General features: G+C 60.8%; 15 protein-coding genes and 1 pseudogene. 12 read left to right on the top strand and 4 right to left on the bottom strand.

What is annotated here, in order from left to right:
• A pseudogene (locus tag AC6JAM_RS20680) lies at nt 1–596 on the top strand (hypothetical protein); the annotation flags it as partial.
• Between the two features lie 110 nt (nt 597–706).
• Here AC6JAM_RS20680 and AC6JAM_RS20675 read toward each other — a convergent pair.
• The gene (locus AC6JAM_RS20675) at nt 707–1,033 is read right to left on the bottom strand and encodes an ArsR/SmtB family transcription factor (protein WP_497935852.1); all 327 of its coding nucleotides are present in this window, start codon (nt 1,031–1,033) and stop codon (nt 707–709) included.
• A 268-nt stretch (nt 1,034–1,301) separates the two neighbouring features.
• Here AC6JAM_RS20675 and AC6JAM_RS20670 point away from each other — a divergent pair, with 268 nt between their 5' ends.
• Nucleotides 1,302–1,736, top strand: a complete 435-nt coding sequence (locus AC6JAM_RS20670; RefSeq protein WP_497935850.1) for a hypothetical protein — start codon at nt 1,302–1,304, stop codon at nt 1,734–1,736.
• 35 nt (nt 1,737–1,771) lie between these two features.
• Here AC6JAM_RS20670 and AC6JAM_RS20665 read toward each other — a convergent pair whose 3' ends face one another.
• Nucleotides 1,772–2,095: an ArsR/SmtB family transcription factor gene (locus AC6JAM_RS20665; RefSeq protein WP_497935848.1), complete on the bottom strand. Its 324-nt coding sequence runs from the start codon at nt 2,093–2,095 to the stop codon at nt 1,772–1,774.
• 182 nt (nt 2,096–2,277) lie between these two features.
• On the opposite strand from AC6JAM_RS20665, the gene AC6JAM_RS20660 reads away from it, so the two are divergent.
• Both AC6JAM_RS20660 and AC6JAM_RS20655 read left to right on the top strand, forming a co-directional pair.
• Nucleotides 2,278–3,177 carry an RNA polymerase sigma factor gene (locus AC6JAM_RS20660; protein ID WP_497935845.1) on the top strand — a complete coding sequence of 300 codons (900 nt, stop codon included), beginning with the start codon at nt 2,278–2,280 and terminating at the stop codon, nt 3,175–3,177.
• A 734-nt stretch (nt 3,178–3,911) separates the two neighbouring features.
• Nucleotides 3,912–5,033 carry a C40 family peptidase gene (locus AC6JAM_RS20655; protein ID WP_497935843.1) on the top strand — a complete coding sequence of 374 codons (1,122 nt, stop codon included), beginning with the start codon at nt 3,912–3,914 and terminating at the stop codon, nt 5,031–5,033.
• 262 nt (nt 5,034–5,295) lie between these two features.
• Here AC6JAM_RS20655 and AC6JAM_RS20650 read toward each other — a convergent pair whose 3' ends face one another.
• Both AC6JAM_RS20650 and AC6JAM_RS20645 read right to left on the bottom strand, forming a co-directional pair.
• Nucleotides 5,296–7,374, bottom strand: coding sequence for a KAP family P-loop NTPase fold protein (locus AC6JAM_RS20650; RefSeq protein ID WP_497935841.1), 2,079 nt, complete (start codon nt 7,372–7,374; stop codon nt 5,296–5,298).
• Between the two features lie 415 nt (nt 7,375–7,789).
• The gene (locus tag AC6JAM_RS20645) at nt 7,790–8,572 is read right to left on the bottom strand and encodes a hypothetical protein (protein WP_497935839.1); all 783 of its coding nucleotides are present in this window, start codon (nt 8,570–8,572) and stop codon (nt 7,790–7,792) included.
• 14 nt (nt 8,573–8,586) lie between these two features.
• Here AC6JAM_RS20645 and AC6JAM_RS20640 point away from each other — a divergent pair, with 14 nt between their 5' ends.
• The 8 genes from AC6JAM_RS20640 (at nt 8,587) to AC6JAM_RS20605 (ending at nt 17,391) form a co-directional block, all read left to right on the top strand.
• A complete protein-coding gene (locus AC6JAM_RS20640; protein ID WP_497935837.1) occupies nt 8,587–9,006 on the top strand; it encodes a hypothetical protein in 420 nt (139 codons plus the stop codon).
• 237 nt (nt 9,007–9,243) lie between these two features.
• Nucleotides 9,244–9,531, top strand: a complete 288-nt coding sequence (locus AC6JAM_RS20635) for a hypothetical protein (protein WP_109864358.1) — start codon at nt 9,244–9,246, stop codon at nt 9,529–9,531.
• A 54-nt stretch (nt 9,532–9,585) separates the two neighbouring features.
• Nucleotides 9,586–10,905, top strand: a complete 1,320-nt coding sequence (locus tag AC6JAM_RS20630; RefSeq protein ID WP_497935834.1) for a type IV secretion system protein — start codon at nt 9,586–9,588, stop codon at nt 10,903–10,905.
• Complete coding sequence (locus AC6JAM_RS20625) at nt 10,898–12,397, top strand: SCO6880 family protein (protein ID WP_497935832.1); 1,500 nt, start codon at nt 10,898–10,900, stop codon at nt 12,395–12,397. Before AC6JAM_RS20630 ends, AC6JAM_RS20625 begins: the two co-directional genes overlap by 8 nt.
• Nucleotides 12,394–13,839 (top strand): putative type IV secretion/conjugal transfer ATPase, encoded by a 1,446-nt coding sequence (locus tag AC6JAM_RS20620; RefSeq protein ID WP_497935829.1) that lies wholly within the window; start codon nt 12,394–12,396, stop codon nt 13,837–13,839. Before AC6JAM_RS20625 ends, AC6JAM_RS20620 begins: the two co-directional genes overlap by 4 nt.
• 8 nt (nt 13,840–13,847) lie before the next feature.
• Complete coding sequence (locus tag AC6JAM_RS20615; RefSeq protein ID WP_497935827.1) at nt 13,848–15,653, top strand: type IV secretory system conjugative DNA transfer family protein; 1,806 nt, start codon at nt 13,848–13,850, stop codon at nt 15,651–15,653.
• Nucleotides 15,646–16,158 carry a hypothetical protein gene (locus AC6JAM_RS20610; RefSeq protein ID WP_497935826.1) on the top strand — a complete coding sequence of 171 codons (513 nt, stop codon included), beginning with the start codon at nt 15,646–15,648 and terminating at the stop codon, nt 16,156–16,158. Before AC6JAM_RS20615 ends, AC6JAM_RS20610 begins: the two co-directional genes overlap by 8 nt.
• Nucleotides 16,159–16,311: 153 nt before the next feature.
• Nucleotides 16,312–17,391 carry an ArdC-like ssDNA-binding domain-containing protein gene (locus AC6JAM_RS20605; RefSeq protein WP_497935825.1) on the top strand — a complete coding sequence of 360 codons (1,080 nt, stop codon included), beginning with the start codon at nt 16,312–16,314 and terminating at the stop codon, nt 17,389–17,391.
• Nucleotides 17,392–17,438 lie beyond the last annotated feature (47 nt).

Below are 17,438 nucleotides of genomic sequence, written 5' to 3'. Positions count from 1 at the left end.
TTGTCGAGTATTTCCACGACCAAGCCCAGAGGCCGCGAACAGCCACTCTTCACAGCTATGGCGATTGCGGACTGCACTATCAGAGTTGGAACAGAGAATCTGGGCAGAGCGTTTACCGGTGGCGCGTGAACGCGCTGCTGGAGAGACATCAGCTACCGTTTCGGCTCGGAACATCTGGAGAAGAACAAGGCAGACTTATCCGCATCTTCGACTCTCCCCTCAACGATCTGGCAACCCAACAAATTGTTCAGCGCTCGGATGACCATGAGGACGAAGTAGCCCACGCCATCCGAATGTTTCGCGCGCGAGATGCGTCTGTAGTCGATAAGCGTGCCGCGATCGCCCTGCTGTACGGCGAACTTGAGCCCAAGCGGAACGCAATAAAGAACAAGGTATCTTCCGGGGACGAAAGCGACCTCTTCAGGATCGCTAACCAGTTCACCATCCGGCATAGGGATAAAGCCCAGAAGTCGGACTTCGGCGAAGAACTCCTCGATTGGACGTTTTGGACGTGCCTCGCCACGGCCAATCTCATGGACGAACTCGCCCGGCGAAAAGTAGCGACGCAGGCGGAGCCCTCTACAACCTCAACTTGAGTCCACGAAAGCAGGTGTGTGTCATCTACTGGACAAGGGCTGCACGGTTCCCGAATTCGGGATGTCAGCTGTGATCATACGTCCTCCAGACATAGTTCGGGCTGCTTCGTTCAGCTGATTTCTTTTGAAGTATCGGGGCATTCGCTTGAGCGGAACGGCGATACCGTTAAGTGTAAGGAGGCCTGAGTGGCCGGGTTCGTGAGGTCGGTAACAGGAGATTGGAACCTGGCGGATAGCTCCTGAAGCTGCTTTTCAATCTGGTCCACTTGGGCGCTGAAGGTCCCTGCCAGCGGGCTGATCAGACCGGCGTCGCAGAGCAGCATGATCTGTCGACGGACGGTCGACTGCGACAGTCCCAGGGCAAGAGAGGCATCCCCGCAAGACGCTGGACCATGCGCGATCAGGAAGCGAAGGAGTCGGCTTCGCGTCCGGTTCATCAAGATGTCCTCTACCAAGGGGAGACCACCACCGAATAGCGTTTTGGGGAGGGCTGGACAAGCTGTAGACGGGTCTACAGAAGAACGATACGCTCATCCGCAGGTGGATGGAAGCGGCATGCAAGCCTTATTGCAGACGGCGTTCGCCAAAGGAATACTGACACCAGGGGCAGCGTGAACCATCGCACCAGGAGGGAGGCGGGTCTTGTCTTCTGACCAAGAGGCATTCAGTGCTAGCTTGTCTCCACAGGCGGAGTTGGCGCGACGCTTGAACCTTCTGCTTGATGTTGTGGTCGCCGAGCGAGGTCAGCCCGTCACGTTTCGTGAGGTTCAGCAGAAGCTGCAGAGCAGGGGAATCAAGCTTTCCAGAGCCCGCTGGTTCTACATGAAGGACGGCACGGGGAGACTCGTCAGTGACCCGGCCTTGCTTGGCGCTCTGTGTGAAATCTTCAATGTGGACTCAGGGTATCTGCAGGGTGGCGAGGCCGCTGACCTGCCCGACCGCATTGATTCACAGCTTGAATTTGTGAAGTCCCTGCGCGCAGCCCGTGTGAAGACCTTTGCGGCCAGGACTCTTGGTGATGTGTCCCCGGAGACGCTTCGTGCCATCACAGAGTACTTGAACAGGGACATCAGCCGGCGGCCGGAAGGTGAGCAAGCGGCGGCGGGTTCGTCGTCGGACGCGGGTGAAGCAGGGGAGTAGGTCGAATAGGCGCTATCGCCGTCGCAACGTTGCCACTACTTCTCGAGCAGGTAGCTAAGGTGTGCGTCGAGCAGTTCCTTTATTCGGCTTGCGTTGGCAGAGTACCGGGGCGACCGTCCGTGGCGGCGCCCAGGTTCGATGTCGACTATCACCACGCCCGCGTGCTCCAGAGCCGTGAGGTGCTTAGCTACGCTCGGTTCGCCGGCGCTGACGGCGGCGACGATGTCGCCGCGCGTCGCCGGTCCATTCGCCGTAAGGAACCGGAGAATCTCGTTCCGCGACCGATTGCCAAAGGTAGCGACGGCAGCCTCAACGTCAGCCGACCAGGCGGCGTCGTGTGGCTGGGTAATCCGCGGCATAGCGACATTCTTCCCGAAGGATGACCAAAAAGTAAGAACCGGACCCTTGACGTTACTTTAAGTATCTTCGACAATAATTTCTATAGCTTCTACTGATCGTTGCTGGATCTGCGTATCCACGTCCGGGAGTGGCTCCATTCGCGACTCTGCTAACTACTCGATCTGAACAAAGCGGTGAAGTCGTGGAAATCGACGCCAAACCAAATAAACCCGCCAGGGAAACAGCCAAGACAATCACTGTCGACGTCTCATTGCTAAACCCGCCTGCGGCAGGGGAGTGCAACATCCCGATCGACCGCATCATGAGCGCGGTGAACAGCGTTCAGGGTTACGTCGTCTCGCGCCTAGCACGGATTGGGCGGACCTGCGATGTAGACGATCTCATGCAGGACGTTCGGGTCGCGGTATGGGACGGGGTTACGAAGGGGCGCTACCGGGAGTTGCCGGGAATTCCATTCGAAGCTTGGGTTCAAGGCGTCTGCAACAAAATCTGCGCGGCACATGTACGGCGCGAACTTAGTCATCAGACTTTGCCGCTGCTCATGGATTTCACGACGGCGGAACCCTCACCTGAAGTGCTTGCTGTCGTCAGCGCCGGGTTGGGTTGGGACAGCACGGAGAAGTATGTCGATCACGCCTGGGCTCAGGCCATGCTTGGCCTGGTGCAAAGAAACGTGAGGGAGGATATCTGGCAATTGGCTGTCTCAAGCCTAGTCGGGCCAAGGCATTACGGGCCGCCCTCGCCAAGGGACAGGAGGCGCTGGCATGCTGTTACTGTCGTCCGGCAGACCGCAATGACGATCAATGCTGCTTTGAACTGCCACCCCGAGCCGGGGGTCAGCATGGAAGGTCTTTGCCGGTGCGCTGCGGATTGCCTTCCTACGGCTGTTCTGAGAAGAGTCGCGGAGACCATAGTCCGTCCAGGGTTGCGCGGCCTGCCTAGGTCTGTGCAGATGGCGGCGCTAGCGAGCGAGCTTGGTGTCACTGAGCGGTATGTCGCCGTGAATATCGGTTTCGCGCGGCAGTTGTACCGGATAGCTTGGCGCGTGCTCCAGCACGAGGCCAACAGGCAGACTGCATAAGTCATGGTTGGCCGGGGACTGCGTGCACTCCTTGCGGTGGGCCGTCAGCACTTGTTCGTTGCCGGACTCTTCGTTGTGTTGCTGATAGGCGGCCTTGTCATCCTGTTCTGGCCGGTCGGTAGGTCCGCTGCGGCGCCGGTCCCAAGCCCGACACCAAGCATGCCTCCAGCGTCAGTACCTTCCGGGACACCCGCAGCAACGGGCGCGCCCCCTGCTCTCCCTGGCGAAACCAATGTGGCCGCACTAGCCTCGCCTGTCGATCTTTCGCCAACGCGCGACTTCCGTGCGCTTGCTTTAGAGGCAGCAAGGGGAATCTACACCTGGGACAGCCGTTCGTCGTCGTATTCGGATGTGTATGCACGGGTGCGCTCGTGGTGGGAGTTGCTTCCCGATGGATCCAACCCCTTATCGGTGTTGGTCAAAGAGTTCGAGGCCACTGGTGTGACTGCCACTTCCTTCGCGAGCCTTGGACGGGAGTCGGCGCGCCGGACCGGCACAGCGCAATCTGTTCGCTGCGATCTTGAGTTGGCCAAAGTCCAGGAATCCCCACCTCCCTGGGTAGGCCTTCATGTGTGCACTGTGATCGTGCAAGTGGTCGATGAGACCAGCAGGGATCGAAACACTTATTCAACACCTATAACGGTGATGCTGAACTGCCCGCCTGCGGTTACAGCCCCTGCGGACCACTGTGCCATGGTTGCCTTCTATGCGACCGCAGACAGGATCGTCTACTGATGATCGGCCTTGTGTCAGTGGCGAGTCTGGTCAGGCGACGGGCACTGCTGAAGGGAGTCGCTGCCGCTGTTACTGTCCTTGTGCTTATCGGCCTGATGGCGTTCGTCGCGGGTGTGGCTCTAGTTGCCGGTTTGAGAGCCGAGCCCGCTGTCGCTTGTGCTCCGGCTGATGCTGCATCTGCTAGCACGGGCACGGGGACTGCCGAGGGTCTGGAGGTCCGCGATGGCAGCCAGGTGCTATACGAGCTGAACTCGCGACAGAAAAGCGTGGCTCGCGCGTACATTGTGGTCGGGAAACAGCTTGGCGTACCCCGTTCGGGACAGATCATTGCCATCATGATGGCGATGCAGGAGTCGAGTTTGCGCGTACTCGCAAACCCCAGGGTGCCGGCTTCCATGGGGTTTCCGAATGACGGCGTTGGGAGCGACCACGACTCGATAGGCTCGGCTCAACAACGTCCCACGGCGGGGTGGGGGAGCGTTGAGCAGCTTATGGACGTTTTCTACAACGCTCGCGCCTTCTACGGCGGCCCTTTGGGTCCCAACCGAGGAAGTCCTCGAGGGCTGCTCGACGTACCGGGGTGGCAGGCAATGGACAAAGACCTGGCTGCTCAGGCAGTCCAGGTATCTGCTTTTCCCGAGCTTTACGCGCGTTGGGAGCGTGCGGCGACAGCAGTCGTTGCCGCGTTAGAACCGGACACATCGCCAGCTCCTTGCTCATCTTCGGCGCCCAAAGTGGGGCCTGCGGCCTCTTGGAAAAACCTGGGTCAGCTCCGCCAGGACATCCTGCGGTTCACGCAGGAAGGTCTAGGTGGACGGTATGTGTGGGGTGGCACTGCATTCAAAGCCTGGGACTGTTCCGGCTACGTGCAATGGATCTATCGGCAGGCTGGAATCGAACTGCCGCGGGTGGAGCAGTGGCGTGTTGGGGTACGGACCGACGACCCGCAGCCGGGGGACCTGGTGGTTCAAAATCCCCAAGGACCGGATAACTGGGGGCATGTTGGCATCTACGCGGGCAACGGCATGATGTGGAGCGCCTTGAACCCCGCCGTCGGTACATTACTGCATCCAATTAGCTGGAATTCTGGCACCGCCTACTTTGATCTGCTTCCACGCTGAGGGCTCGTGTCGCGCGCAGTGGGCATCTCGGCCATAGGCGCGGCAGCTCACAAGCGACGTCCTGCGGGGGACCCACCTCGGTTCCTATCTCATGCGCTAAGGGAGATTCCGAAAATAGAGAAACGTGCTTACGGGGGCGTGCTGGAGAGAATTAATCATGAGCGCTTAGCTGACATTCGAAAAGTGCCGATCCAGCCTCTCTTCCTTAGCACTGGCTAGCGATTGGCGAAAGCCGGATCACACTGGCTTGCGCGCGTGCTGTCTAGAAGCTATCGGGCCGCCAGCCCGATAAATACCTGGCGGCGAGTTGGAGAACTTCGTCGTCTCCCAGTGCTCTGCGCGCGTTGCCTACGACCTCCTCCACTGCGGATTCAGATCCGAACACTTGGACGAGGAGGTCCCAAGCGAGACGATCTTCAGATTTGATCTGTCGGGAGCCCATCGATTGCGACCGTGCAGTCGTCTTAACCGAATGCAGTACTGCCCGTAACAGAAGGGGGTCGTCACTTGGCTTGAGCGGCGTTTCGCCTGTGGCGGTCTGGACGGCGTCGTAGATGCGCCAGGCATCCCATTCGCGCGACGGCTCGGCTGGCGGGGTTTGCTGCAGGCGTGCGACAAACTCCTCATGGATTCGCGCTGCAAACTCTTTACTGACCAGTTTGTGGCCCGCGCCTTCGCGGTAGCCCATGCTGTTGATGAAGTCGAGCTGAGAGGAGTACGTCTCGATGCCCTCGAGGATCTGCGCGATCAGCTCTTCTCGCTGTCTCTCATCCTCTACGCGGCGGAGGAGTCGTAGGACGACGCGGCCAACGGTGATGTCGCGGCGTCCGACGTCGAAGAAGCCTCGCTGTTTCTTCTCGGGAATGGCGTCGATGAGGTTCAGCAGTGTGATTGATCCTGGGACGATCATGTCGGTCGTGAATCTTGCTTCGTAGGAGGTAAGGCCTTCGAGAACGGATTCGAGCTGCTCAGCGTCCAATCTAGTCAAATACTCCTTGAGCCCTGCCCCGTCGCTCAGACGTTCAAAAGCTTGCTCGGAGTTTCGGAACGCCACGAGTTCGTCTGGTGCGACTCGGTCGAAGTAGAGGCTGAGGAAGTCGACGTGGGCCATCCGGTGTGCCGTTCGCCAGGTGCTGAGCCAGTCGGATCCATAGTGATTGTTCTCGATGTATTGAAGCGCGACTGGGAACACGCGGGTGAAGAGCGCCCGGATTACTTCGTCGTCATCAGGGAAATTCGCGAGCAGTGCAGCGATTGCCTTCTGGGCTCGTTCGTCCTTGCGCCCCGCAAAGTCGCGTGTGCTCGTGAGCTCGCTCCGAAGCTTCGATAGTTGCTGGATGAGTTCAGGGCGGACGACGCGAAGTGCCTCCATTGCGAGAAGGTCGACAAGATCGACTTCATTCCCGAGGCTCTTAATTGTTGACCTGGCCGAAATTGCATAGCGAGTAACATCGCGCATGTTGAAGAACAGCGGGTCGATCACCTCCCAGTAGACGTCAGTCCATCGGCTTTCATCGAGTGTGGCGTTCGTGACGGGGGTGAGGATGCGATTTAGCTCTTCGAAGATCTGCGACCGAAGCAGCTTCTCCGGTGCCTGCGGCACATCGAAACTGACCTGCACGATCTTCTCGAGGTATGCCCGTCCGGGGATGCCGTCTTCGGTGAGGGCCTGCTCCACGCGTTCTCTGTCGAAAGCCAGCACGTAGATGATGTTCGGAAAGCTGGCCGTCAGACGGACAAGTTTGAAGATCTCGCGGATCTCGACGGTGGTGAGGCGGTCGATGTCATCGATGACGACCACGATGGGTTGTGTGAGTGCGGCGAGCTCCTTTGTAATTTCCTCACGCACTCTCTTCGCGCTGCGGTCCGCGTCCGTTGTGTTGGCCAGTCCACTGAGCGCAGCTGCGGCCGCTTCTCCTGCGGCCGCTGCACCTGGGAGCGGAATGAACTGAGACACAGGTTTGAGGATGCCAGCGTACTGAGCGAGCCAGTCCGCGGTCTTCCCAAAGCGGCTCTTGTTACGGACGTTGAGTTCTGCTCCGATCTCGGTAAAGAAGAAGTTGACGAGCTGGTTCGAGCCGGAGAACATCCAAGGGTTGAAGTCGACGACAGTGAGAGCGGGCTCGGTCTCAAACTGTTCGCGCATTAGATTGATGAAGGAGCTTTTGCCGTGCCCCCACGGTCCCAAGATGCCCACCACGAGTCCCTGGCTCGCGTCGAGTTCCCGAATTGATTCCGCGAAGTCGTGCGCAACTGGCGCACGCCCGAGGTCGTCTTCACTCGAGGAGGTGATTGGCGCGTCGATTGGGGGTTTCTCCTGGGGACGATCGGTGCTCTTCATAGTGCTACCAAACCACACTTGCCTTGAGTCGCGGGAGCGCCCCGAGGCGCGCAAGCGTCGAAGTCAACACAAGTCGGCGGCCGAGATTGTCCTGCACAGAGTGATCAGCGTCGAAGCATCCCCGGAGAATATGCCGGACAGAAGGCTTCGACAAAAACTCGCGGCTTTAGTCAAGCAACCACTTGGAGGGCTTGTGACGCTGGCTCGCGACATAGAGCTTGACCCAGGATTGATTTCGACGGCTTGGATGAGCTGTCTGAGGTACGGAACGACGCAATTCACAGGGGTGAGAATCCAGATAGTGAGCGTGCTTCCCGCACCGTCCAAGCAGTATTCGATCTCGTCGCCGCCCATGGACTGTGGAAGCGATAATGACTGACGAGCTAGGCTGCGTTGGGAACCCGGATTGTTACCGTTACTCGCCCTTGGCAGGGCCGAGATCACTCCCCTGAGCTTTCTCCACGAGTGATGCATTTTCCTTGGCAAGGCGCGCGCGTTCTTCGCGTTGCCATTCGTCATACCGTTCGTTTTCTTCAGCCAATTCTGCGTGATACGCACTCATCGATTCGTGCAAGTTCACATAGGTGCCTGGCCTGGCTTCTTTAACATCAACATCCGGATCGAGCGACACCAGGCGCCCGAACCAGTCCACTGCAGTATGAAGGCGCGAATATCGTTCGGTCACCCAATAATCAAGGCGATAATCGCTGGCTGTGAGGCTGTCGATGAACCTTGCCTCTTCTCGCAATGCATCGTTCGCAATCAGGGACACAGCCTGGGTAATTCTCAATTCCAGGAAGTACTTTTCCCTGTCGTCCCGGCTGGATGAATCTTCCTTCAACACCACATAATCCAGAGCCCGGAGTTGAGTGACTGCCGCCAGACACTCCCGAAGCTGGTTCTTATCGTTGCGCTCGACCTCGGTGCGGCGCGCATCCTCGCGGTCTTTGGCACGCTCGGCGATGAGAACCGACCGCTCGATGCGCCATAGAACGACAGCCAGCAAGAAAGCAAGGATGCTGCCGGCGAAACTGCCGATCACACCGGAAATAAATGACTGGTGGACGGCCGAAAAAGATGGAACGACGGTAAACGCCACCAAGATTAGTACCAGCATGACCACGGTCGCCATGCCCACGGCATTCCTTAGCGAAGAAGGAAACGCGCCGTCATCACCAGATGCAGGAGTCTTACTCATTAGGAGAGTGTTTCATGTACCCGCATCACGACACGGATAGGCTTCATTTCATCGGGGAAAATGCGAGTAACGAAGCCTTACGGCGCGCCACCAGCAGGCCGTTCCACTACGGGTATGCCGTGGCTGGTAAAAGCATCTACGCCTATACCAAGGAGGAGTGGGGCATTGGGGCCAGCTCCGGTGGCGGCGACCATAACCTAATTCGATCCTTCAACTTCAGCCTGCTCATGATGATGCTGACGGCGCCGGCCTCGCTGGCGTGCCTGGCCTTTGGGGTTCTCGCACTGTTCAGACCTGTCCCGATCATGGCACTGGTGATGGTGTTTTTCGGGGTCCTGTTCGGTCTCGCGGTCATCCAGTGCTGGGTCAAGGTCCATGAAGAGTGGCTGGGTCGGAAGGCCCGGAAGCTCAATGGCCTGCCCAAGCCTTGGTGAAAGAGGCATCCGACGACGAAGCCTACAACTGGTTCCTCCGCCACCCGGAATCGCATCTGCCAGCGGGTGATCACGACCCACCCTTTGGCGCACATTTGTCTGGGGTCAGTGCGAGTCTGGTCGTCGTCGTGTCCGATAGGCGTGTTCGATGTTCAGGTCATGTCGCTGGCCTCCGCTCCTTTCATGAACGGTTGAGCTCATCTGCTCACTCCATGGAATACGACGGACGGAGCACCCATGTTTCTGGCAGCGGTGGACCCGGGAATCACGCCGAACGCGAGTTTCCCCTTCCTTGAATCGCTCAAACAAATTGGCGGCGGCATCCTGGTCGGCGCTTTCATCATCATCGCCATCGTGGCGATCATCGGCGCAGCCTTGCTGCTGGCCGGCAAGCTGAGTCAATCGTCTCGCCTGGCTTCCAGTGGAGGCGTGATCCTCCTCTGGACAGGCCCCGTGGCCGCCATACTTGGCGGCATCAACGGCTACATCCTCTGGTCGCAAACCGCATTCCCTCTCGGGTTCTAGGTCATGCCCGTTGAGTGCGATCTCAATGGATGGTGGCCGCCCGGATGCGGCTTGGTGTCACAGGCAAACGACAACGCCCTCGGCGCGGTCACGTCACTGTTCGCAAACATTCTGCAGAACATGGCGTCGTGGCTGTGGGCCTTCATCACGGGTGCTTTCACTGTGTCGAACGTCGACGACTCCCAATGGGTGTCGATCGAAGGACTGACGAACTGGTGGGTGGTTGTAATGCTGACTCCGCTCGCCGTCGTCATGATTCTGCAACTGCTCTCCGGGCTGATTAGCCAGCAACCGAGACGCATTGGAAGGGCGATGGTAGGTGGCGCCCTCGCGATCCCGTTGGTGGGCGCCGCCGTGTACCTCGTACGGCAGCTGACGAGGGCAACAGATCTAGCGTCTGCCGCTCTGCTTCAGTCAATTGGCTCTGATCCCTACCTCGTCTTCATGCGGCTCTTCGGCTTTGAACGAGCGCCGCAGGGAAGTGGCCGGGAATGGAACCTGGTTTCACTGGCTCCCGGAAACACCGGCGGCCCGGCGGGCGCGGCCGTGGTGACCATGATGGCCGTCGTGGTCGTCTGGATACTCGCCTTCATTCTGATGTGCTCGATGATCTTCCGCTCGTTCGCCCTCGTTGTCCTCGCCGCCGTCGCCCCCGTGGCCCTCATGCTGCTGCCTTGGGACAAGACAAAATCCTGGGCTCGTCATTGGTGTGAGGTCGTCATCGCGTTGGTTGTGGCCAAGCCCTTGGCTGCAACAGTCTTGGCCGTCGCCGTAAAGCTCTTTGCCGATTCCAAGTCCTTCGCGGGCTTGGCAGCCGGAACCGTAGGCATGGCCCTCGCATGTGGGGCACCCATGATGGCCCTGCGCCTCGTGAGCTTCGCTGGAGGGGAACTCGCTGCAGCTGCGCAAACGGCGGGCGGTGGCCACGTGCTCTCGCGAAGCAGCAGTGTTGCGGCCCGGCAAATCAGTCGGCAGTCAGGCGGCCGACTGACCCTCGCGAACATGGTGAGTCGTTCCGCTATGACACGGCCCATCAATTCAAGCCGTAGCATCTTCCCGACACAGGTGTCCGCTCCTCCTGTGCCCGCCGGATTGACCTCACCGGGCCCCGATGGAGGACAGAAAGCCTTAAAAACAGGACTCTCAACCGGATCACCAGAAGCACCGCAGCCCGCAGAACCCACAGGGTTCGTGCGTGTAGGTCCACCGAGCCAAGCCGGCGCGGTTCCAGCGCCAGCCCGGCAGAGCACGCCTACCGAACCGGGACCGCGAGCGCGGCCTCCCGCTAACACGCCAAGCCCGTCGAGCACTCAACCTCCGAAACCCCAGCCACCAAGAATTGACCCTCCGACGGGAGGCACCCCTCATGTCTGAAGACGGGCGCGCGTTGGAAGCCGTCAAATTCCCAAGGTACGAACGCCGCGGCTTCTTCCTCGGGCTCAAGTGGTACCAGCTGCTCATTGTGGCCGCGGGAGTTACCGTCGCCATCGTTGCATCAGCGAGCCATGGTCCAATCGGATTATTCACCACTGGGCCTATGTGGCTCGCGCTGATACTGCTCGGTATCCTCCAGTACTCCCGTGTCCCATATCCAGTCTGGGCACAACAGATCGCGACGTTCTTCTACCGCGCAGCTGCGGGCCAGACGAGGTTCCTCGCGAAGCCCGAAGCTCCACGCCTCGCTGGCCGACTTGCCCTCCCGGGTGGGTTGGGCAATCTGGAGATTCGAGCAACCGCCCGTGGGGAATGCTTCCTGGTCGATGGCCACGGCAAGGAAGCAATCGCGGTGCTGAGGTGCAGTACGCGTTCGTTCGCTCTCCTGGATGCTGACGATAAAGCGTGGGCAGTCCAGGCTTGGTCACGCGTTCAGGCCGGCATGGCCCAACGGCAAAGCGTTGCCCGCATCGCCATCCAGGACTACACCGTGCCTTACCCGTCATCGTCCCTCTGGGACTTCTACAGGGAGAATGCCCTGCCGGCGCGAGACCGCAAGGAAGATGCTGCTTGGGGACGCCGTGCGTACGAGGACTTACTGGGCGCCGCGGGCTCAGCTATGAGCCATGAGCTGGTTGTCTCGGTTGTCCTGGACACGAGCAAGGCGCGACGGCGGATCAGGGAGTCGGGCGGGGGTGTCACCGGCCTTGAACACGTCCTGCGGCTCGAAGTCGAGGCGATACGAACCTCGCTGGGTACCCATAGCGTCAAGGTCGAGGAGTGGGTTGGGGAGCGGGGTCTGTTTGCCATAATTCGCGGCGCTTTCGATCCTGCCCTGTTGCCAACGGGCAAAGCGCCGACCGCGACAGCTCCGGCGTCGAACGCACCAGCAGCAGATTTAGAGGATGACCTCATGAGGCAGGGGCCAATGGGCGTGGAGGAGCACTGGACGTACTTGCGGACGGATTCCGGCTTTCATCAGACCTTCTGGATCGCTGAATGGCCGCGGCAAAAAGTCTTTCCGGGCTTCCTTCACCCCCTGATCTATGTCGGCGAATTCCGCCACACCTTTACCGAGGTTATTCGGGCGGTACCTACCGCTGAAGCTCTTCGCGACATCCGTTCAGCCCAGGAAGCTCACGAGACCCGCCGCCGCATCAACGCCCGCTTCGACAGGCCGCTCACCCGTGAGCAAAGGGCCGAGGAAGAAGAGGTGACACTGCGGGAGGAAGAGATTGTCGCCGGCCACGGTGACGTCCGGCCGGCCGCGTACATGACCGTCACGGCTACTTCACTAGAGGACTTGGCGCGACACAGACAGGAGCTTGAGTCCGCCGCCTCCGGAGCATTCGTGGAACTGCGCCTGCTGTACGGACAGCAATGGGCGGCGTTTGTTGCCAGCGGGCTGCCATTAGGAAGGGGACTGCAATGAAGATGACCAGGGCCAGCTTCGAATATCTTCCGTCGGGCATGAACCGGGACGAGCGGAAAGCACGACGGCGGCCGGCAGCACGGGCGTCCGGGTGGCCGCTTGCTCCCTTGGAGCACGAGCAGCCGGAACCTCAGAAGTTACGCTTCATGGGCGATTGGGGGAGCAAAGAGCCGAACTCGCTTCGTGGCCCCCACCGGTTGCGTCCCGCGCCCCACCGCGCCTCAACCATGACCTTCGCGGCCGCCTACCCGTTCCTCACAGAGTCCGGGCTGGGGCACGAAGGCACCTACATCGGAACCGACGTCTTCGGGTCAGGAGCCTTCTCCTACGATCCCTGGATCCTTTACGACAAGGGCATCATCAGCGGGCCGTCCATCGTCGTGATCGGAACAGTCGGCACGGGTAAATCGATGTGCGGCAAGTCGCTCGTCGCGCGGTCCATCACGTTGGGCAGGAAAGCTGCCGTCGCTTCCGACCCCAAGGGTGAGTGGGTTGCCGTCGCCAAAGCTGTAGGCGGAAAGGTCATTTCCGTCGGACCGGGCCGTCCCGCACGAGTAAATCCCCTGGACGCCGGGCCACGGTCCAGCGCCCTTACCGAGGCACAGTGGCAGGCTGTCGTTCGCCAGCGCCGCCGGTACCTCCTGGTCGCCTTGGTGTCCCTCATGCGCCAAGGACTGCCGCTCCGCCCCGTCGAGCACACAGCGTTGGATATCGCCCTCATGGAAACCATGGCGGAAAACTCCAGCCCCACGCTGCCCATGGTGCTGGACCACCTACTGCGACCCTCGAAGGAGATGGTGGCCCTCGTCGGTGCAGAGGGAGGAACCGCCGTCAGCCATTCCCTTCGGCGCACGGTGTCCGGTGATCTGGAGGGCATGTTCGATGCTCCGTCCACCGTAGCCTTCGACGCGGACGCCCCAATGATGGTGATGGATACCTCCGCCCTCATCGGAGCGTCAGAGCAGGCCCTTTCGCTAGCCGCCGCTTGCGGCGCCACCTGGCTCGAGGCGGCAATCACCAATCCCGACGGCGGCAAGCGCCTTGTCGTGTACGACGAAGGTTGGCGGATGCTCGCCGATCCCTACATGTTGGCGAAGATGAGCGAGCAGTGGCGCCTTGCCAGAACATACGGCATTGCCAACCTGCTGATCATGCATAAGGTCGCTGACCTCAACGAGATCGGTGACAGCACCAGCGGACATCGGCAGAAAGCCCTCGGCCTTCTAACCGAAGCAGATACCAGGATCATTTACCGCCAGAAGCATGATGCCATGCGGCTTACAAAGGAAGCCTTGGGCCTCACGGAAGCTGAGTGCGAGCACGTTGAGAACCTTCCGAAGGGCGTAGGTCTCTGGAAAGTCGGAAACCGGTCCTTCATCGTAGCCAACCGTGTGACAACGGACGAGCTGGCCGTTTTTGGGACAGACGACAGGATGCTGTGAGACGGCCAGTGAGTTCCCGCGCTGCAAGTGACAATCCGCTGGTCGCCGTTGCCCTCGTTGGAGCGGCGGCCTACATATGTCTCTGCGCCGTGGTGCAGGCCGCAGCGCAGCTCGCGATCTCTTGGCACTGCGGCGCCTTGCCGCCGTCGCCCTTCAACCCGGGTGCCGTCGTCGGACTTTTGGCCAACAGGATGGACTGGATAGTCATCCGCCGTGGGGACTGCGCAGTCGGCACGGACAGCGTTTGGTGGATCCTGGCTCCGGCCCTGCTGCTGGTCGGAGCGCTCGCCGTGGCTGCGCTGGTTGCGTGGAGGCGGTGGAAGCAATCGGGGGCATGGCTCCGGCAGGACATCCTGAACCGGGACGGCGTTGCCCGTCGCGCCGAAATCGTCCACGACTTTGGGGCGAGGGCGGTGCAGAAGCGGGGGAAGTTCACGCGCCCGGGACTGGTGAAGCCTTCGGTGCAGGATCTGTCCTGGACCCTGGGCCGATCCCGCGGCGTCACGGTCCACGTTTCCACTGAAGAATCGATGGTGATCCAGGGTGCTCCCCGGTCCGGCAAGGGCCTCTACGTGGTGATCAATGCGATCCTCGACGCGCCCGGTGCCGTCGTAACGACGTCTACCCGGGCTGACAACCTTGTAGTGACCATGAAGGCAAGGGCTTCTGACGGGCGCCCGGTGACGGTGTTCGATCCCCAGGGCATGTCAGGCTTGCCGTCGTCCCTCCGCTGGTCACCGGTGCGGGGATGTGAGGACCCGGACGTTGCCACCCGGCGAGCGCTGGTCATTACCGCGGACACGGAGATGAAGGGCGAAAATGCTGCGTGGCAGAAGCGCTCGCTGATCGTCCTCCAATGCCTGCTCCATGCTGCTGCCCTGTCCGGCGAGGGAGTGGCATCATTCCGACGCTGGTCCTCCAGCCCTGTGCTTGCCCGGGAAGCGCTGGAAGTGCTGGGCAGGCCTGGCGCGGCGCTTGGTTGGCAGTCAGACCTGATGGGAATCCTGGAAGACGACCCGCGGAATACCTCGAACTCCTGGATCGGTGTCTCGGCAGCGGTTGCCCCGCTGTCTTCACCGAAGGTTTTGGCTGCACTGAACCCGCAGGATGAGTCCGAGGAGTTTGATCCGAAGGCGTTCATTCGGGAACGGGGCACGCTCTATTTGATCGGCACGCGCGCAGGCGCGGCTGCTGCCGGTCCATACCTGTCCGCCCTGATCGACGACATTGACAGCGCGGCACGCGAAATGGCATTCGTTTCGCCAGGCGGCAGGCTTGAGCCGCCGCTGTCCCTCATACTCGATGAGATCGCCAACCTGGCTCCCTGGCCGGGCTTACCCGTGGCGCTGGCTGATGGCGGCGGCATCGGCATCTCCACCCTCGTCGTCCTCCAATCCCTTTCTCAGGCCCGCTCGGGCTGGTCCATCGATGAAGCGTCAACAATATGGGACTCCGCCATCATCAAGGTGATTTTCGGAGGCGGATCTGACGAACACGACCTCCGGTCGCTCGCCGGTCTGCTCGGCGAGCGCAGCTTGACGCTCACCACGCGTTCCTGGTCGTCACAGGGCCGGCAGGACGGCGAACAGCTTCGCGACCGTCCGGTGATCGCCTTGGACGAGATTCGACGCCTCCCAGCTGGCACCGCACTCATGCTGGGTCGGCGCACGCGGCCCATTTTGTTGGATCTCCTGGAATGGCACAAGCGCAAGGACGCCGGGGAACTGCGCCGCCTGAAGGCTGAGATGGAGCGCCTGTTGGCCGACGGGCACAAGCAGCGTCAACAGAAGACCGAAGGGGCTCCTGATGCATAGCCGTGACAACGTCGATGAGTTTGATGTTCCCTCCTCAGGTTCCTTTGGGGACGACGAGATTACTGCACAACTTTTCAGGTCGGCATTTGCCGGACAGGCTGGGCCCAAGTCCGTGACCCGCCGCTGGCGGGAGATGACGACCGAGCAATCACAGGAGGCATGGCGATCGCTATTTGCGTGGGTGCGATGGCTCGTGGCCACCTACCAACTGACGACGTCGGTCGTCCCGGACTGCTGGTGGCGTCACCCTGAGATCGTGGCCGAATTGTACGCGCTGCACCGCGCGGAGTTGGCCTCCTACACGACGGACGATCCCGGCTTCGGGCCGCTCGCCTTTCACGAAAGGCTCCCACACGCCGTCGAACGCCTGAGGGCCCACACCAGGGCGGCCGGATGCGTCGGACTGCAGGCGCACAAGGAGCCCGCACCGCGCATGCTTGCGAACGACGATCCGGCCTTCCTCGACTGGTGCAAGGCGTGCCACCAATTGGTACCCGAATTCTGAGTCATGTCGCTCGGATGATTCGGTGACCATGAACCGGTGTCTGCGCAGCTTAGCTGCGGTCCAAGAAGCAGAAGGGTGGCTGTCGTGGCCGCTGCACCCGAAGTTCCGTCAAGCCCCTCCGCTGGCCTTAACTCCGTGTTGGAGACTCGGCGAATGGCGCCTGAGGAACGTGTTGCTGCATTGATGGACGGGCTGCACTCGATTCTTGAAAAGGCTGTCGAGTCGCCGTCACATTGGCAGGTTCTCCTTGACGCTTCCGCCAGCCTGTGGCGCTATTCCGGCGGGAATGTTGCCCTGCTGATGATGCAGATGGCACAGCGCGGTACCGACGAGCCCACGCTCGTGGCCGGCTACAAGGAATGGGAGCGGCACGGGCGGACTGTTCTTCGTGGTGAGCATGCTTTGTGGGTGATTGCGCCAAGGACGGCCAGCGTTCAACAGGTGCTCTTGCCTGACGGCACGCGTCACCGCATCCCTGTTGGCGACAAGGCTCCCACGGGCGCCGTTGACGAGGGGAAGAAGACGCTCATCACAGGCTGGCGGGGCCAGGCGGTCTTCGACGTCTCCCAGACCGAGGGTACCCCGCTGCTGGTTCCTCGAGCAGCTGCACTCATATCGGTCGAGGTGCCGAGGCTGTGGGAGTCACTGGCTGCGGTTGCCCGCGCACATGGCTTCTCAGTGGATGTCGCGGATTCACAGTTTGGGCTTACAAGCGGCTTCACGGACTTTGCCCAGCACCGGGTGCAGGTGGGTGGCTGGCTGAACCCGGAGGAACGGGCAGCGGTGCTTGCGCACGAGCTCGGGCACGTTCTGCTGCACGGCCCGAACGACAACGTGGGCAAGTTGTATGGAAGCAGCGTGGACCACCGCGGGCTGGCAGAAGTCGAGGCGGAGTCAGTGGCCTACACGGTGCTTAAGGCGCATGGAATTGATAGAGGGCCTCAATCAGCAAGCTATCTGTCCGGCTGGGCTGATGCAGTTATCGAAGCGGAGCATTCAGCCGCCGGAGCTACGTCCCGAAAGGAGCCGGCCTCGCGCGTGGATATTGCCAAATCAGTGCTTGGCCGGGTGACGGCCGCAAGCAAGGAAATTCTTGAAGTGACCGATCCGCCAGGACTAGGCGGGAAGGTTCCGGCTGCAGAAGCCTCCCTGCAAGTTGAAGGCCAGGAAACCTATGCGGGCGTGAAACCGGCACAGGAACCGTCGCGTGGCCTGGAGATTTCTGGCCCGTAGGCCGGCTTTGAAGCGTGGGATGGGAAAGTCCCGTCCGCGAAGGAAGG

It is taken from the genome of Arthrobacter sp. GmRoot5-12 (assembly GCF_059739365.1).
Note: the sequence above shows the minus strand (reverse complement) of the source record. Positions and strands in the feature narration are given on the sequence as shown.

What these genes read in the sequence shown, in the direction of transcription:
- AC6JAM_RS20605 (WP_497935825.1), top strand. Translation starts at nt 16,312, where the DNA reads ATGGCGCCTGAGGAACGTGTTGCTGCATTGATGGACGGGCTGCACTCG.
- AC6JAM_RS20650 (WP_497935841.1), bottom strand. Translation starts at nt 7,374, where the DNA reads ATGAAGAGCACCGATCGTCCCCAGGAGAAACCCCCAATCGACGCGCCA.
- AC6JAM_RS20665 (WP_497935848.1), bottom strand. Translation starts at nt 2,095, where the DNA reads ATGCCGCGGATTACCCAGCCACACGACGCCGCCTGGTCGGCTGACGTT.
- AC6JAM_RS20625 (WP_497935832.1), top strand. Translation starts at nt 10,898, where the DNA reads ATGTCTGAAGACGGGCGCGCGTTGGAAGCCGTCAAATTCCCAAGGTAC.
- AC6JAM_RS20640 (WP_497935837.1), top strand. Translation starts at nt 8,587, where the DNA reads ATGTACCCGCATCACGACACGGATAGGCTTCATTTCATCGGGGAAAAT.
- AC6JAM_RS20635 (WP_109864358.1), top strand. Translation starts at nt 9,244, where the DNA reads ATGTTTCTGGCAGCGGTGGACCCGGGAATCACGCCGAACGCGAGTTTC.
- AC6JAM_RS20655 (WP_497935843.1), top strand. Translation starts at nt 3,912, where the DNA reads ATGATCGGCCTTGTGTCAGTGGCGAGTCTGGTCAGGCGACGGGCACTG.
- AC6JAM_RS20645 (WP_497935839.1), bottom strand. Translation starts at nt 8,572, where the DNA reads ATGAGTAAGACTCCTGCATCTGGTGATGACGGCGCGTTTCCTTCTTCG.
- AC6JAM_RS20610 (WP_497935826.1), top strand. Translation starts at nt 15,646, where the DNA reads ATGCATAGCCGTGACAACGTCGATGAGTTTGATGTTCCCTCCTCAGGT.
- AC6JAM_RS20620 (WP_497935829.1), top strand. Translation starts at nt 12,394, where the DNA reads ATGAAGATGACCAGGGCCAGCTTCGAATATCTTCCGTCGGGCATGAAC.
- AC6JAM_RS20675 (WP_497935852.1), bottom strand. Translation starts at nt 1,033, where the DNA reads ATGAACCGGACGCGAAGCCGACTCCTTCGCTTCCTGATCGCGCATGGT.